The sequence below is a fragment of the Lysinibacillus xylanilyticus genome, from assembly GCF_001183605.1.
Classification (GTDB): Bacteria; Bacillota; Bacilli; order Bacillales_A; family Planococcaceae; genus Lysinibacillus; species Lysinibacillus xylanilyticus.
Genome location: NZ_LFXJ01000005.1, coordinates 1,567,057 through 1,583,325, shown reverse-complemented (window position 1 = coordinate 1,583,325; position 16,269 = coordinate 1,567,057). Strand labels below are relative to the sequence as shown.

The 16,269-nt window shown below is 33.0% G+C and carries 10 protein-coding genes and 7 pseudogenes; 10 read left to right on the top strand and 7 right to left on the bottom strand.

Features of this window, described 5'->3' with window-relative positions; translation table 11 throughout:
- Positions 1-329 precede the first annotated feature (329 nt).
- Both ACZ11_RS10595 and ACZ11_RS10590 read right to left on the bottom strand, forming a co-directional pair.
- Positions 330-611, bottom strand: coding sequence for a hypothetical protein (locus ACZ11_RS10595; protein WP_049665911.1), 282 nt, complete (start codon positions 609-611; stop codon positions 330-332).
- Positions 612-1,133: 522 nt separating this feature from the next.
- Complete coding sequence (locus ACZ11_RS10590; protein ID WP_236690834.1) at positions 1,134-2,345, bottom strand: helix-turn-helix domain-containing protein; 1,212 nt, start codon at positions 2,343-2,345, stop codon at positions 1,134-1,136.
- A 145-nt stretch (positions 2,346-2,490) separates the two neighbouring features.
- Between ACZ11_RS10590 and ACZ11_RS10585 the strand changes: the two genes are divergently transcribed.
- Positions 2,491-3,234 (top strand): alpha/beta fold hydrolase, encoded by a 744-nt coding sequence (locus ACZ11_RS10585; protein ID WP_049665906.1) that lies wholly within the window; start codon positions 2,491-2,493, stop codon positions 3,232-3,234.
- An 82-nt stretch (positions 3,235-3,316) separates the two neighbouring features.
- Here the strand turns inward: ACZ11_RS10585 and ACZ11_RS10580 are convergent.
- Positions 3,317-3,904 (bottom strand): annotated as a pseudogene (locus ACZ11_RS10580) (IS66 family transposase); the annotation flags it as partial.
- Between the two features lie 166 nt (positions 3,905-4,070).
- Between ACZ11_RS10580 and ACZ11_RS10575 the strand changes: the two are divergent.
- The gene (locus tag ACZ11_RS10575) at positions 4,071-4,967 is read left to right on the top strand and encodes a DegV family protein (protein WP_049665905.1); all 897 of its coding nucleotides are present in this window, start codon (positions 4,071-4,073) and stop codon (positions 4,965-4,967) included.
- A gap of 206 nt (positions 4,968-5,173) precedes the next feature.
- On the opposite strand, the pseudogene ACZ11_RS26995 reads toward ACZ11_RS10575, so the two are convergent.
- A pseudogene (locus ACZ11_RS26995) lies at positions 5,174-5,452 on the bottom strand (IS3 family transposase); the annotation flags it as partial.
- Between the two features lie 328 nt (positions 5,453-5,780).
- On the opposite strand from ACZ11_RS26995, the gene ACZ11_RS10570 reads away from it, so the two are divergent.
- Positions 5,781-6,401 (top strand): hypothetical protein, encoded by a 621-nt coding sequence (locus tag ACZ11_RS10570; RefSeq protein WP_049665903.1) that lies wholly within the window; start codon positions 5,781-5,783, stop codon positions 6,399-6,401.
- 192 nt (positions 6,402-6,593) lie between these two features.
- Here ACZ11_RS10570 and ACZ11_RS25185 read toward each other — a convergent pair.
- Positions 6,594-7,830, bottom strand: a pseudogene (locus ACZ11_RS25185) (IS110 family RNA-guided transposase).
- A gap of 629 nt (positions 7,831-8,459) precedes the next feature.
- On the opposite strand from ACZ11_RS25185, the gene ACZ11_RS10555 reads away from it, so the two are divergent.
- From ACZ11_RS10555 to ACZ11_RS10540, 3 genes are all read left to right on the top strand, one after another.
- Positions 8,460-8,672 (top strand): hypothetical protein, encoded by a 213-nt coding sequence (locus tag ACZ11_RS10555; protein ID WP_049665897.1) that lies wholly within the window; start codon positions 8,460-8,462, stop codon positions 8,670-8,672.
- A 726-nt stretch (positions 8,673-9,398) separates the two neighbouring features.
- The gene (locus ACZ11_RS10545; RefSeq protein ID WP_049665892.1) at positions 9,399-9,875 is read left to right on the top strand and encodes a hypothetical protein; all 477 of its coding nucleotides are present in this window, start codon (positions 9,399-9,401) and stop codon (positions 9,873-9,875) included.
- A gap of 446 nt (positions 9,876-10,321) precedes the next feature.
- Complete coding sequence (locus ACZ11_RS10540; protein ID WP_049665889.1) at positions 10,322-10,705, top strand: DUF4362 domain-containing protein; 384 nt, start codon at positions 10,322-10,324, stop codon at positions 10,703-10,705.
- Positions 10,706-10,946: 241 nt separating this feature from the next.
- On the opposite strand, the pseudogene ACZ11_RS10535 reads toward ACZ11_RS10540, so the two are convergent.
- A pseudogene (locus tag ACZ11_RS10535) lies at positions 10,947-12,160 on the bottom strand (IS110 family RNA-guided transposase).
- Positions 12,161-13,143: 983 nt separating this feature from the next.
- On the opposite strand from ACZ11_RS10535, the pseudogene ACZ11_RS10530 reads away from it, so the two are divergent.
- Together ACZ11_RS10530 and ACZ11_RS10525 are read left to right on the top strand one after the other, a co-directional pair.
- A pseudogene (locus tag ACZ11_RS10530) lies at positions 13,144-13,347 on the top strand (ATP-binding cassette domain-containing protein); the annotation flags it as partial.
- Positions 13,348-13,564: 217 nt separating this feature from the next.
- On the top strand, positions 13,565-13,735 hold the full coding sequence (locus ACZ11_RS10525) for a YqaE/Pmp3 family membrane protein (protein ID WP_049667150.1): 171 nt from the start codon (positions 13,565-13,567) through the stop codon (positions 13,733-13,735).
- Positions 13,736-14,634: 899 nt separating this feature from the next.
- On the opposite strand, the pseudogene ACZ11_RS25775 reads toward ACZ11_RS10525, so the two are convergent.
- Positions 14,635-14,775 (bottom strand): annotated as a pseudogene (locus tag ACZ11_RS25775) (tyrosine-type recombinase/integrase); the annotation flags it as partial.
- Between the two features lie 2 nt (positions 14,776-14,777).
- On the opposite strand from ACZ11_RS25775, the pseudogene ACZ11_RS27530 reads away from it, so the two are divergent.
- Positions 14,778-15,305 (top strand): annotated as a pseudogene (locus ACZ11_RS27530) (3-oxoacyl-[acyl-carrier-protein] synthase III C-terminal domain-containing protein); the annotation flags it as partial.
- 232 nt (positions 15,306-15,537) lie between these two features.
- On the top strand, positions 15,538-16,251 hold the full coding sequence (locus ACZ11_RS10515; protein ID WP_049665884.1) for an MraY family glycosyltransferase: 714 nt from the start codon (positions 15,538-15,540) through the stop codon (positions 16,249-16,251).
- The last annotated feature ends 18 nt before the right edge of the window (positions 16,252-16,269 follow it).

The window sequence follows — 16,269 nt, the reverse complement described above, 5'->3', positions numbered from 1 at the left end:
AATGGGAGTAAGTATGCTAGGTGCAATTTTACTGGGAATATGCCTTATAATCTTAGCGTTAATATTAATTACAGATTCAATTAAGAAAAGAAAACCGCAAAGTTCTATTTGATTGATTAAATATATTCTTATTAAACTAACTGGGTACTTTATTTGAAGATCATTGAGTTGCATAGGCAGCTCTTTTTTTCTTATTGAACTCCCATGAAAGAACGTAAAAATCTTTCATTTTCTGTGGTGTAGTGTTGATTTTTCGCTACATGGATGGCTAACGGGCAGTTTAGTTTAATAAGATTTGTTACACGGAAGGTTATTTGGGCGCTTATTTATTAAGCGCCTTTTTTAAATCTAATAAAGTTGTAGTAAAAGTCAGCGGCAGTAAGGATAAATATAAAAAATGCGAACTTAGAAGTTAATGACGGCAATGGAAAAGCTACATCTCTAATACCTATTAGCCAAAGTGCTGTTGATATAAAAACTATGGCATCCATCAACATAGATAAAGGGCGTTTTTTATCTTTGTAGAAAAAATTAAACAAAACTAATCTTACTAATATTGGCATTGTCAGAAAAAAAGAGTAGATTACTGAAAGCGCAAAGAGTCCTTCCACAATATCATCCCTTTGTTAATTATTGTATTAAGGTATAAGTATATAGTATAATAAGATCAATAAAATAAGAACATACGTTCTCGATGAAGGTCGGAAGAATGAAATATGTTGATTTTTACAAATCGATAATAGAATTAGGCTTTCCGGTGGTGGTTGCTGCATTTTGTTAGTAAAGTTGGACAAAAGTATGAAAAATATTGAAATAGCAATTGTTAATTTAACAAATGAGTTAAAAAACGTAAAAAGCTAAGTAAGAATTTGTGATGAATCGCACTTAAACTAACGTGGGCTTTAGTGAAGTAAGGAGTACAAAAATAATCAAAATTTATTATAAAAATCTCATACTATGTTAAAAAGATATCTGATCAATCATTTACCAATCATTATTCTAAAACTTTGATAAATTGGAATAAGGATTGATAACTACTTTACCATCTTTAGACTATTTCAAAATAAGCGTTACACAACAATAGAAAATTGAAAGACTTAGGAGATATTCCTAAGCCTTTTTTGGCAATAAAATTATAAATTTTTACTTATTAACTCTAAGGTATCTTTAATATAATCATGATAAGGTGTTTCGGGTAGCGAATCTATATTATTAGATGCTCTCTTTGCATAAATAAATGCTTCTTCTACTTTTCCTAGCTGGAAAAGACAAAAAGCCCTATATGCATCTGCTGTGTAGAGAATACATAATTCAAGCGGGTAACTATTTGTATTTGGCATCTCAAATTTTTCGAAATCTTTCAGCGCTTCTTTTATCTGTTTTTTACCTAACAAAGCTTTACCTTTTTCAAGATAATAAAAATCATTGTCAAGATTACCCTTCATTAAGGTAGCGTACTTATTTAAATAAAAAAGAGCTTGTTCATAATCTTTTGGTATTTGATTATAATAATGAGCTTGAAGTAATAGTGTAAATGCTAAGGACCTATCATTCTCACTACACACAGCAAACTGCTCGGATTTCTTTATAAAATAGGAAAAATCATTTTCATTGTTATGAAGAAGTGCTTGGAATGCTGCAATCCGGAAAATATTATCCATTTTATAAAAGACCATTTTTCTTTTTGATATTTCTATTAATTGATTAAGTTTATCCTTGCCAAATTTATATTCACCAATTCCGAAGAGTAAGACCATTTCAACAAAATTCGCTTGTATATCAACAAACAATTCAATTACTATTGCTTTTTCCTCATATTCTTTTTTTACACTTCGTAACATTTTTAGAGCTGCGTGATACTTGCCGTTTTTTGCAAGGTATTCCACTTCATATACTTTAGCAGCCAAGCAATGGCTATAAAGTGATAATCGTTCATAGATTGTTATTGCCTGATCTATCAAATTTTTTCCTCGATTTTGATCTGTCTTTATTATTATCCTTCCAGAAATGTCTAATATTCTGGCGGATTCCAACGAAATAGGAAACTGTTGTTCAAATATATTTTGGGTTAGATTAATTATCTGCTCATCGTTGTTTTTATCAAAAGCTTCCTCTAATCTCTTAAGTAAATACTTTAGCTCATTAGGAGTAGGGTTCCCTAACAAATACTGAGGATCACAGCCTAACTGACGTGCAATAAATTTTAAGCTCTCCATAGAAGGGTTTGCACGCCCATTTTCAATCATACTTAACATTCCTTTTGACATTTTATTATCGGCTAGTTGCAGAATTGTCATTCCTTTTTCTAATCTTAATTTTTTTATTCGTTTCCCTAACTCATTCATTTTCAACATCCTTTGTAATTTTAAAATATAAGTTCAATTATATTAAACTTTGCCTTGAAAAGACAATTATTACATGCTACGATAAGTTCAATTAAATTGAACTTATGGGTTAGATTAAACAGAGGAAGAAGATGGGGGATTGAATATGAGTGAATTTATTGAGAACAAAGTTGAACAAAAACTAGATATAGGTGGAATTGAATTATATTATGAATTGTTAGGGAGGCAGCATGAAGGTCCTACTTTAGTTTTCGATTCAGGATATGGAGTAACTTTAGATAATTGGAATCCGATTAAAGATGAAATATCAAATTTTTCAAAAATGTTCATTTATGATAGAGCTGGTATTGGAAAAAGCGATATAGATGATAGACCCCGACACAGTAAACAAAGTGTTGAAAATTTACATATATTACTAAAAAAAGCAGGTATAAAACCTCCATATGTATTGGTGGGTCACTCATTCGGAGGATTAAATATAAGATTATTTGCTAGTACATATCCAGAGGAAGTTGCGGGAGTAGTTCTTTTGGATTCAACTCACGAGGATCAAAATAAAATATTACCTCCTTTATTTTCAAAAGAAGTTCAGGAATCGTTTTATAATCAATTTACTTTAGAAGGCTCTCTTAATGAGGTTGAAGAAAGTCTAGAACAAGTTCGTAATTCTAATTCCTTTGGAAGTATTCCATTGGTAGTCGTTACAGGCGGACTGCAGCCTTTCCATACAGAGGAATCTATGGCTGCTTGGATTAGATTTCAGAGAGAGCTTGCTAACTTGTCATCGAATAAACAACATATTACCGTTGAAGATGCTGGACATGCGATACATATTGATCAACCACAAGTTGTTATTGATGTAATAAGAAATTTGTTAGCTACAGTGTAAGCCCGAAATATAAAAAATATGCGCACCTTTCCGGACCGCACTACGAATGTCCATCTATCTGAAATTTTTTTCGAATAGATGGCTATTTTGCACATGTGGCTTGGATATTTTTCGACCAAGGCATGTATTTATTTAAAATTTGGGGTTGCTGATGGATCGGTAAATTCGGCAGCTCCATCCTTAGCTTAACTAAATATTGATAGAAATCGATACCATTCGCTTTTGCTGTTTCAGCCAGACTCAAGCAGTGCATTCGCTTAGCACCAGCTTCACTCACAGAAAAACGCCAGTTCTTTCGGTCAATCACATTAGGACGAATCGGATTTTCAGCTGGATTATTATCAATTCCAATCCGACCATCGAACAGAGAAACTTTTAACCCATGTACACGATTTAATGTGTTTTTGGAAACTTTATCCAAGGTGTTTTTTTCGAAGAATGGCGATTTATCTACCCATTCCTGAAACTTTTCGACAATCGGTTTTGATTGCTTTTGCTGCGCTTTACGACGCTTTCCTGGTGAGAGATGCTTATATTGCCGTTCTAAGCGATACAGTTGATCAAAGTAATCCAAGCCGATTTTCCCATTTTTGCTATCGGCTTTCAGCCAATAACGTCGTATATGCGCCCAACAATTAGCGAATGAAATATTAGATAGCTTACCGTATGCTTATAAAATGCTATTTTTATCGCAATTATTGTCGAAATAATGTCGAAGATTGTAAAAAATAAATACAGTATTATAAATATCACTACTCATGATGATCTTATCTGTGTATAGTTGCATAAGATAAAATGAATAATATTCTACGATAGATGAAGGGGATTACTTTTAAATGGGAAAGAAAATTGCATGGGTTACAGATACAGCAGCATTGTTAGATGAAAAGTTCATACAGGACAATCAAATTCACGTATTACCACTTAATATAGTGTTCGAAGAAGGGGCTTTACGCGAAACTGTTGATATGACACATGATCAGTTTTACGAAAAGCTACGAAATGCTAAAAAAAATCCAAAGACATCACAACCTGCTATTGGTGAAGTTGTAGACTTATATAAATCATTAAAAGAACAAGGGTATACATGTGCAATTGCAATTCATACCTCTCAACATCTTTCGGGCACTTATCAAAGCACTTTCACAGCAGCTGGTCAAGCTGAATTTGAAGTATATCCAGTGGATTCAAAAATTGGGTCATTTCCGATGATGAAAATGATTGAACTCGGTCAGCAGTTAGAGCGTGAAGGTTTTGAACCTGGCTATATTGTTGAAAGAATCAATGAGATGGCAGATAACAGTGAGCTTTCATTTATTCCGGCTAACTTATCACAATTACATAAAAGTGGTCGAGTTTCAGGGACTCAAGCATTTTTAAGTAACTTGTTGAATATTAAAGTTGTCATATCATTTGAAGATGGGAAGCCCGTTATGAAAGAAAAAGTACGCGCTACGACTAGAGCTAAAACATATGTACAAAATGTTTTAAATACAGATCTAGAAAAAAGTATTATCCCTGAAGTTGCAATTATTCACTGTAATGATGATGAAGGCGCAACCGCTTGGAAAAAAGCTTTAGAGAACGAATATCCGCTCATAAACTTCTCCGTATTACCACTAAGTGCTTGTGTAGCGGTTCATGCAGGTGAAGGAACGCTTGGTTTAAGTTGGGTACGTCTACCAGAGCTTGCACCACTTAAGAAAAAGAAAGCTGAATTAGTTACTATATAAACATAATTGTAATCTAAATTATTGTATGTACATGAAGTTGCGAAATTCCTATAAACCAACTATTATACAGTCAGAGAGCATTTTAGCTTAAGTAAACTGGCAGATGTAACGTTATTTTTTGAATGATAGCAGTGTTTTCATTCAGGTATGGGGGACTGGCTGTTAAATTTTGTTTGAATACGGATATTGTTATTATAGGTAATTTAGTCTTCGACGATTTGAATCATATGCGCATTTGTCGTGCGGTAGATTCCGTCGAGATAGAACGTTTCAATTGGGGAATTATCAGTGGGCGTGCCTTTGCGGGACATGCTTAGGGTAATTCCTTTTTCTTTGACTGATTTTTGATACGCATATGATGTGTACACAGAACCTTGATCACTTCAAAATGCAGCCTTGCGGTAGAATTGATATAAAGTATCCAAAACGAATGACGTATCTTGTGTAGAATCAATTGTTTGCGCTACAATTTCTCCGATATAGAGTAAGCCCAAAATATAAAAAAAAGCGCACCTTTTCGTTACACACGACGAATGGCCATCTATCCTAATTTTTTTCGGATAGATGGCTAGTTTGTACATGTGGCTTCGATTTTTTTCGACCAAGGCATGAAATTATTTAAAATCTCTGGCTGCTGGTGAATCGGTAAATTTATGGAGGAAGATTTTCTTGGAGATAGTTCTGTATAATAACGAGGTATGGGAATATCAAAGAGGAATGCTAAAATAAAAATGGAATCTAATCAATGATTATAAATTATTGGTGTTTTTACATAGTATTTATATTTCATAACATCTTAGGAGGGTAACAATTATGAAGAAATATATAATCTTCTTTGCAATAGGTAGTAGCATTTTGCTATTGTTTTATACTGGATTTAAGCTTTTCGATAATGGTTCTTTTAAATTCGCGTTATTATCATATGGGTTATTTTTGTTCATCTTTCTTTACTCCATCATTTATTTATTTCAAAATAAATGGGTTCCAATCACCATTCAACTAATAACACTATTGATAGTATTTATATTGCCGCCATTGATTAGAACAGAGGTGAATTTTTACCATTATAAAGAGGATCGGGAAGAAATCATTCGAATGCTGGTCGATGGGGAAATTAAAAAAGAAGCAAGCCCCAATAAAGGGTTTTCCTTTTACTACACACCTCCACAATATATGAATGCTGTTAAATCCACGACAATCAGAACAGGTATGCATTCGAAAAATAAATTCTTTGTCTTTTTTCAATCAGCTGAACAACCGTTTCTGGAAATGCGTGGTTTAACTGAGGGATTTATTTATTCGTCTACAGGCGAATTTCCGACTGCCAAAGAATTTGATTATTATATGGATTATAAGAAAATTGATAATCATTGGTACTTCGTATCAGATGATCTTGAAAGATTCGATAGCTCATGCTTGTTTCTGTGTGAGTAATTAAGCAAAAGACAAGCGGGCTTTATCACAAAACTAAAGATTAATTGTTTGAACCATTTTATGTTATTCAACAAAACCAGCTAATGGTTGTCAATAATTTCCATTAAAAATAATAAAAATATCATGTTATACCAAATAACCGTCCAAATACTTGATTTGGAAAGTTCAGGTCTACTTAGTTAAATTGTTATATCAAGCTAAGTCTTGGAAAGAAGTTTTGCTTTTTAAAAGTGCATAAATCCAATGTAAGAGTTTGTTTGCACAAGCTATTACAGCTACTCTAAATGGTTTTCCTTCTTCCCGTTTTTTATCATAAAACGCCCGTAATTTCTTATTACGAGGAAGGATTTCATCCGTTGTTTTCTGTTTTCGACAGTCACGAATAGCACATTTAACAGCCATATACAAAGCTTGCCGTAGTCTGCTAGAGCCTCTTTTGGTTATTCGGTTGTAAGTACCTTTGAATGTACCAGATTCAAAGACACTTGGATCAAGACCGGCAAATGCGACTAATTTCTTAGGATGATTAAACCTTTCAATTTCCCCAATTTCAGATACAATCTTGGCAGCGATTTTTTCTCCGATACCGGGAATTGATCGGATAATCTTAGACTCTTCAATACTTTTTGATAAAGCATCTATCTCATTTTCAAGCATGGATAGATGTTTTTTTATATTCAAAGAGCATATTAATATACATATCTAAGCTTAGGGCAAGACCAGAATATAAAGCCTTCTGAAAAGGATTTTGAGCTGCTGCAGTCATTAGCTTTTCCGCTTGTTTGTTTGCCCATTGTAAAGAACGGGAATTACAGAATTCTTTTATTTTAGTTGCTAAAACTTCATTATTGGCTTTCAATATATCCTCTGAAGTAGGAAATGCATGTAGAATTTTCAAAGAAACATCCGAATATAAGTCTCCAAAAACATTACTATATTCAGGGGAAATTTGATCTAAAACTGCCTGGAATTGTAGTTTAGTTTGTACAAACATGCCTGTAATATTATCGTGCTGTCTCGTAAGATGACGTAAGTTCGCAAGTTGGATACCACGCTTTTTATAAGGCTCTAAATCCTCCTTATAATACAGCTTGCAGAGATGATTAGCATCAATGATATCTGTTTTTACCTTTCGTAAACTAGAACTTTTTGCTTTATAAGAGATGAGTGGGTTTACGATAATTATTAAATAGCCTTTGTCCTCAAAATATTGAACAATTGGTGTGTGATAATGGCCTGTTGATTCCATAACAAGAGGGGGAAGCTCTCCTGAAATATCTTCTAATTCTTTAATAAAATCTAATAAACTAGCTAACCCATCAAGATCATGTTTTACTTTCAAACTTTTCTTGTAGGGCTTCTTTCTTTCCAAGTAAGCTTGAACCTGACTTTCACCTTTTGCTACATCCAGACCGATGACTGGATTCATTATAATTCGTCCTTCAAAATGATAATTGCCGGTAACCCCTAAATCTTCTTTGTAGTGTCATAGCTTCGCTTGTTATACGAGATCATTGTCCCAACCAGCCTCAAACATGTTTCTACAAGTAGGGGGCGAACTGTTTTGCGGACGGGGTCTTAGCCCCACGGGCGCGAACGTTCTACCCCGGCTACCGTTATCATATATCGATATAAAAAATGGTCAACCAGAAATATTTTCTGGCTGACCTTATAATACGATCGGGCGCGATTGTGGAAGAAGCGTCGCTGTTCTTATTAAACTCCCATGAAAGAACGTAATTATCTTTCATTTTCTTTGGTGTAGTGTTGATTTTAAGCGACATGAATGGCTAACGAGGCAGGTTAGTTGAATAGTGTTATCTAACTAATGTTCGACATTCTGACCAGATTGTGGAATAAGACTTCCAAACAAAGCTGGATATTCATGTTAAAATCGATATGAGATTGTGAACAATTATACTTAAACTAATGAGGCAGTTTAGTTGAACAAGAAAAGGATTTCGCTTAATAAAAATTACAAAAAACTGGAATCTCGATTTGTTTCAAACGTAGTAAAGGGAAGGTTAGTAAAAGAAAGTTATAAACGGGGTGGAGTATATGAGTGAACGATTTGAATTAAGTTTTAAAAACAAGGAAGTAAGAGTGTGGTTTTATTTGGCTGTACCAACTCTTATTATAGGAATCATCATTATATATTATGGTGAACAAAACTATCAGTTTATTCCTTTATTTGTGTTTTGGACTATCTTTTATATATGGCGTTTTTTTTACAGGAGGAAACAGAAGAAAGAAGGAAAAAATACTTCTTAAGCTAACAGGTGCTTTACTTGAAGATCATTGAGTTGTATAGGCAGCTCTTCTTTCTTTATTGAACTCCCATGAAAGAACTTAATCATCTTTCATATTCTGTGGTGTAGCTCTGGTTTTGCGCTACATGGATGGCTAACGGGTCAGTTTAGTTCACAAAGGAATTAAAAAATATATGCTAAAACAGCTAAATGTAAATTAAAACTATAAACTATTTGAAGGAGAATTTATGCTTAAAAGTATACTTTTTAGATATTTAGTATTTTGCGCATTATTATTAATCCTATTATTCTCTGATTATTTGTATATTGGAGCTTTTGTTTTTCTATCTATTTTCTTTGTAATTATTGAAAAAATTATTGAAAAGAAAAATAAACATAATGATAATAAATTAGGTACTTTGGGATATATAATTCTGATAATTACTCTTATAATTATTGTTTTAAATAGCGAGTACATAAAATAGTAAGGCTGTTTTCGAAAAAATTGTTGCTATTCAACTAACGGAGCAGTTTAGTTGAAGAGTGTTTTTTAACTTGTTGTTCAACAATCGGGCCAGATTGTGCAATAACAACTTTTTATGAAAGAATACCAAACGACGCTTTTGGAATATTTTTTGAAACTTTTGATTATATATGAACGTATTAACTAATCAGGACAGCTTAACTATGAGGGAAATCAGTCATAAATAGTAAAGCATTATTAAATATATTTTCAGGGGGAGAAATTGTGAAGAAAATATACATTTTAGGGTTAGGGTTAGGGTTAATGTTATGTTTAATAACTGCCTGTTCATCTAAACAAGAAAATGTATCGCCGAATGAAGAACAAAATACAAATATAAAAGATGAAAATATTCATCTCGCAAATGCTATAGATGGTTCGTACCATTCGATTTATATCACTGAACTCAAAGATAATGAAGAAATTATTGAACAAGTCCTTTACGGAGATTCTTTTGAGCAATTTTTAAAGGTTTTGAAAGAAACGACTTTAATTAAAGAACCGTTACCTGAAGATCACCCTTTTCCGAAGAATTATCACCAAATCGTTGTTCAAGGAGATAAGGACGTAGTAACTATTTTTATAGAAGAGAACACTGGGGAACAACTTGTATCATTATTAGCGAATGATGTAATCCCATCTGGTGTTTATAGAGCAACAAACATTGATATTCTCAAATACATAGAAAAATTTTCAAATTAAAATATTGCGACAAAGGTTATGAAATATACAAATTACGATTAAATAAAGTTCCCAAATGAAAGTTTTGGGACGAAATAAAACACTTAAAACGTCGTCATACCAATGTATTAAGTGTTTTTCTTTATTTCATTCATATATACCTTTTTATGCACTATCGTTTGAACTTAGATACACCAAAGCTTTCGATGCTGTTCAAAAGAAATTGCACTGAATCATATTTTGAATAAAAACTTGCATATACAGCGGATTTCTTAACGTTATAAATCAACCTTTTCTTTTAACATAGCCTTTTTCTTTATTCAACTCCCATGAAAGAACTAAATCATCTTTCATATTCTGTGGTGTAGCTCTGGTTTTGCGCTACATGGATGGCTAACGGGGCAGGATAGTGGAAGAAGGTTATAGAACTTTTTAGTGTAATATTTACACGTAGAAGGAGGGAGAAAATGAGGTTTGTTATTGTTGGATTGCTTTTGCTATTAATGGTAGGATGTCAATCAAATAATATTGAAGAAGTGATAAATGAGCACGGTGATATTCAAAATTTAGAGAGTTTAGATAAATTTGTTGAGAATATAAAAAATCAAAAAAAAGCTGAAATTAACTATGTACAGTATGGGATAGAGGGACAAAGAGGGGTTAGTACTTTAGCATTTGATGGAGAACAAATTAATATTTCTCATAGTGTTGATGGGGATTTTATTGAAGAATATAGCTGCAAAAAAATAATAGTTGAGACTGAAGAAGGAATCAATAAATATATTCTTAACGAATGCAATGAGAATCTTAACGAGAATGTTGAATTTTTATCAGTCCCCATTTATAAATAATACAACCCAACTAAACCATCTAATAGTTAGTTTGTGAAGAATAGTACTTAAACAAACGGGGGCTATACTTGTAGATCGTTGAGTTGCATAGGCAGCTCTTTTCTTACGATTAGTCAAGTATCTATAATAACTTTCTTAACTCTCTGATATTATTTTGATAAATTGGGCCATGCCGAATAAGCCTAGTGATTTTTCGATTTTTCATAAGGCTTTAGTATGTTAAACTGATGCTACGACTGTACTAGGGAGCCAACCTGTAGTCGTAGTTTTGATTATGTGTGACAAGAAAGAAGATCGTTTTCAATAACTTGTTTACACATGCGATGGAGGCAACCTTATGACATTTGTTATAGGGTTGCGTTTTTAATTTATCGTAGTACTCAACGATGTGATTTCCACCAAATCGTCGCTGTCTAATCATGTTCTGAACGGTTAGATACATTATTTTACGTAGGTGTTTATTGCCGCGTTTATTAATCTTGTCTTTAGCTATAAACTTCCCGGATTGATACCGCCTAATATCAATACCTGTATAGGCATTCAACTGTCTGTTGTTGTCAAACCTCTGAATGTTCCCAATTTCTGCTATGATTCTGACAGCTGAGTTAGCTCCAATAGCCGGAATACTACGTATTATGCTATACTCTTCAAGCCTTTCGGCTATCGACTCCATTTTACTGATACATTGTTCTTTCTGAAGGAGAAGCTCTTGAAACCGTTTAGCATATACACGAACTTGATCACAAACCACATCTGTTGAAGACGCGGCGGGGTAAGATTGCTTTGCGGCCTCTATTAATTCAACAGCTTTTTCTTCTGCTTTGTTTACTGCCATTCGTTTATTTGTGTTTGCGAGTATTCGATTTTTAATGATTGTTTTTGAATGATTCAAGACTAGATCTGGATGAGGGTATAATTGTACTACGTTTAGGAACAGTTCAGACTTGGTCGTGAAAATATTCTCGAGTTCAGGAAATGTTTCCTGGACGACCTTATGCAATCGACTGCGGGTGACGCTCAATTCATCATCCAATTCGCTGTAGTGTCTCGATAATCGTTTTAACTGACGGTAAACATCATTGGAATCTGTTTCAATCCGTCTTTCGTGCGTAAAGTGTGTGAGTGCCAATTGATGTGCATCACTTCGGTCCGTTTTGTGAATCCGTAAGGAATCACATTGGAGTTTTGCTTCCAAGGGATTTAATAGGCAATAACTATAGTTGTTCTCTTGCATGAAACGTTCCAATGTTCTTGAATAGACTCCTGTAGATTCAAATACGATATGAGGTTGCTCATCATATCCTTCAATTAAGTCATCAATTAACTTTTTAAGGTCCATAAATCCCGGACGATTGTGCGCAATTTCCTTTTCCAACTGACATTTTTTCAGCGCGCGTTATAGACAACCATATAACTCTTTCCCATACTAATATCAAAGGCGATGACATGTTTCATGTTCTCCCTCCCTATGTGTTTTGAAGTCTTCACATTAGCCTTATTGATTCCCATTTCTTATACACGATCTCAAAGGATCCAACATACTTAAACCTGATTCAAATAAGGTTGTGAAGTAGGTCAGTTTTTTTTACGGATTCAAGATCCAAAGAGCTGCCCGACCTATTCTTCACCTCTACTATATAAAAAAATAGTAGTACGAACCAATGCCTTGGTCTGCACTACTAATCTTAGTATGTTTTTCTTATTGAGCTAACGGGGGAGGTTAGTTGAATAAGGTGTTTGTTTTATCATTAAACAATAAAGATAGATGATCAAAGAAAAGAAGTAATACAATTTAATATTAGTTTCGATGAACCGCAGCGTAAGAGTGGTATCTATTCAAATTAAGAATTAAGATTACATGGGTTGAGTTTAGAAAAGATAAAAATTATCAAAAACACTTACTTCGGTAGATGTTTTTGTATTTTCAATGTGTGGTCTTTCATATCAATTCCTCCTCATTATTACTGTCATAAATTACCTCCCTTTAATTTCATTAAATCTTAAGAAAATAACTAAGTTTTTATTAATAATTATTCTTTATAATTAGTACTACTATCTTGATGGAAAGAAGAAAAAACCATTGCTAAGAACACTGTTTTTTTTACAGGGTTTAACCCATAATAGACAAATTTCCTAATAAGCCTTAGTCACAAGGTTCTTGCTGTAGACGGGGTTTGTGTAGTAACAGAACAGAAACGGCAATAACCTATATTGTCACTTAATCTGGGTAGTGCCAGGGTTGCTGTCATAGATGCAAAGTAAAAACCAGTAATCATTGTAATAAATGTATATTTACCGATACCGGATGATCCCGTACTAACAATTATAATGTTTTATCCTTTATTTGGAATCTGCTTTGCACTTCATGGCACAGATGCTCCTTCTACCCCTAAAAGGCGCAAAATAGGTAATGGAAAAACAAGCGTAGGAGGATATATATGATGAAAGCAGTTGTAGATGTGAAAAACGTTCAAAAAGTGTACGGTAAAAAAGGTGAGAATCAATCACACGCATTAAAAGGTGTTTCATTCTCAATTCAAGAAGGTGAATTTGTTGGAATTATGGGACCTTCTGGTTCTGGTAAAACAACATTATTAAATGTAATTTCAACGCTTGATAGGGCGACAGGCGGCATTGTTGAATAGATATCTTACTTTTTTATATAAGTGTTCTATATAAACAGAAATTCAAAGCTAATCTGGGGGGGCTGTTGCAAAGTTTTTCAACTATGCTCTTACGGATTTAAAAAACTTTGCAGCAGAATTTGAAAAATCTATGGAATCTAATGAACATAATAAATATTATTTTTTTGTATATACATGTATTTATAATAAAATATTTTGAAAGTAGGTGATTTACATAATGTATTTATTGGCAGTCATATGCCCACCACTTGCCGTATTGTTTTGTGGGAAACCATTTCAAGCGATAATAAACTTTTTTCTAACACTCTTTTTTTATATTCCTGGGATGATTCATGCAGTTATGTTGGTGCATGATAAGAAGGCGCAATGTCTTTCGATTAAATAGGAAGTACGTTTCTGTTGTAAAGGTTCATGTAGAAGCTATTATGTATGTGAATATTTAATTAAAAGCAAAAAAATTGGGCAGGCTTAAAACTAAATATTTCTGTGTTCGAAGATTGGTCACTGGAAATGTATACACATGGTTTAGAGCGTTATTGGAGTGGATATTTTCTTAGATTCGAAGATATTAATTTCCCACCAGGCCATGTATTAAGTTTCTTAAACAATGAAGATGCTCTTTTAAGCAACTAACTAAAAGAATTATGAGGAGAATTGGAAAAAGAGTAATTATTACCAGACTAATTTAGCAATAGGAGCGATGAAGCGATAGTTAAAGCTTTTAAATTGTCCAAACTGTGCTGCAGTATTCCATCCAAAGCATAACAAGTAACTTATGATTTGAATGAATTTAAGTCTACATTTGAAAAAATATATTTCCATGATGTAGAGATGAATGAAGGTGAACTTCCGATACGATCAGGTTTGGCAAATATGTACAGTGCAGTGCAACCCAATTTGATGGAGGCAGTTTGTAATTAACAGATCAGCGTCTAATTTTTTGCTCCCATGCTATAAATATAAATCCAAATCCAAATCTATATTGGGAAATATAACTGGATAAAGTAGGATCGGGCTGAACTTGGTTTGAATCTCTTGATATAACAGCGTTTTAACATCACCTGTAAATTTGGATTGGGAATAAAAAAATCAACTAGAAAAGCTTGAAGAGCCTATTAAAAGGGTTCTTTCAAGCTTTTTTCGTTGAGGTATTTTTTTAATGTTATTAAGTTCATTTTTATTTATAAGTACTAAAAATCTCATTCGAAACATACAACAACAGCATAAGATCATTCTCATTTTTGTCTTCTAACATATTTAAAATTAACTGAATCAATTTATTTCTAATAGGTGTGTAGCGTAACTATGTCTTAATTGATGGGGGTATATATCTTTATTAATTCTAGCACGACTGGAGATTCGTTTAATGATATACCTCATTTGCGTAATACTCATACGATGTGGATTTCTTTCAGTAACAAAGATTAACAACCTGCATCCTTTTTGGAGGTGGTGGAGGGTAGTTCTTGTTGAATATGATGAAAAACAACCGAGTTTTATTTCATCACATATAGATTCAGAAGGCGAGAAAGGAGAAAGGAAATAGTTTATATAGTACCAATTTATCTAACACAATGAATGGAAAAGATTTGGTCGAAAATGGTTGCATTGTTCAAAATGGGCGGGAGGTTTATAAGTTGGCGGTTACAACTGTGCCAAAAGGAATACAATCCGTTATGAAAAACACTTCAATTGAGTTGAAAAGTGTCGATTGGTTTGTTCCTCACAGTGCAAATTTAAGGATGATTAAGTCGATATGCGAAAAAAGTGGTTTTCCAATAGAGCGAACTTTATATAGCTTAGTTAATTACGGAAATACATCAGCAGCTTCAATGGCTTTATCTTTTGATATAGCAGTACGGGAAGGTAAAATAAAAAATGGAAATACGATTTTATTATATGGTTTCGATGGTGGCTTAGCACAGGCAGGATTACTTATAGAATGGACTATTTAGCTAACACGATTTTTAATGTAAGTAAGAAAATCTTATTAAATTAACGGGTGCTTTTCTTGAAGAACATTGAGTTGCATATGCAGCTCTTTTTTTCTTATTGAACTAACGGAGGAGTTTAGTTCAAAAAGCATTACCATAGTATTTGTGCGGTTTTTTCACAAATACTGTATAATTTGGAATTAGAATATTTAATTTTGAGTATTTCTAAAGAATTATTTTAGGAGGGGGAAATTTGTTATATTTAGCTTTATTTATTGGTGTCGTTTCAATTGTAATTACGGATAAGCTTACTCAAGCTTTTAAATTATCAAGCATTTTGGGGCTGCTTGGTCAAATCAGTGCGTCACTTGTAATAATAATGGTCGGCAAACTCGAGGTTAGTCATATTTTTATAAATGATCATCTCGAATTAGGATATTTGGCGATTCCATTTACTTTATTATTTCTTGTAGGTTTTACAAATGTAATGAATATAGAAAAAGTGCAAAATCCTTCAATATTGTTGTTGCCATTCGTTTCTTTAGTTTGTTTCTCAATAGCAGCTTTCTTCATAGGCCATTCATTTGTTTTAATAACGGGAATTTGTTCCAGTTTAACGATTATGTTTATTCTGCTATACGGCTATTTTACTGGTAAAGTGTTTGTAGGAAGAACGCTTACTACGTCAATAGGTTTCATAATGGCCGTACTTTCAATATCCCTCATTGAAATATCTATTGTAACAATTTATATTCCGTTATTTACTTTAGCACTACCATTCTCTTTATATTATTTAATTCAAGATAAAATTACGAATGTACAATCAATTACAGTTAGCTTTTTAACAGCTATTTTATTTGGTGTATTAATGTACATAGTTCCTTTTAATATAATATGGTATCTCGTTGTTGGGTTAACGAGTATTTTGATTATCACGCAATTTTCACGTAAATATCGCTTTATTTAGAAACTAAACTTCTTACTC

Excerpts from the sequence above, each read along its gene's own strand:
- ACZ11_RS10590 (WP_236690834.1), bottom strand. The coding sequence starts at position 2,345 with ATGAATGAGTTAGGGAAACGAATAAAAAAATTAAGATTAGAAAAAGGA.
- ACZ11_RS10585 (WP_049665906.1), top strand. The coding sequence starts at position 2,491 with ATGAGTGAATTTATTGAGAACAAAGTTGAACAAAAACTAGATATAGGT.
- ACZ11_RS10575 (WP_049665905.1), top strand. The coding sequence starts at position 4,071 with ATGGGAAAGAAAATTGCATGGGTTACAGATACAGCAGCATTGTTAGAT.
- ACZ11_RS10570 (WP_049665903.1), top strand. The coding sequence starts at position 5,781 with ATGAAGAAATATATAATCTTCTTTGCAATAGGTAGTAGCATTTTGCTA.
- ACZ11_RS10555 (WP_049665897.1), top strand. The coding sequence starts at position 8,460 with ATGAGTGAACGATTTGAATTAAGTTTTAAAAACAAGGAAGTAAGAGTG.
- ACZ11_RS10540 (WP_049665889.1), top strand. The coding sequence starts at position 10,322 with ATGAGGTTTGTTATTGTTGGATTGCTTTTGCTATTAATGGTAGGATGT.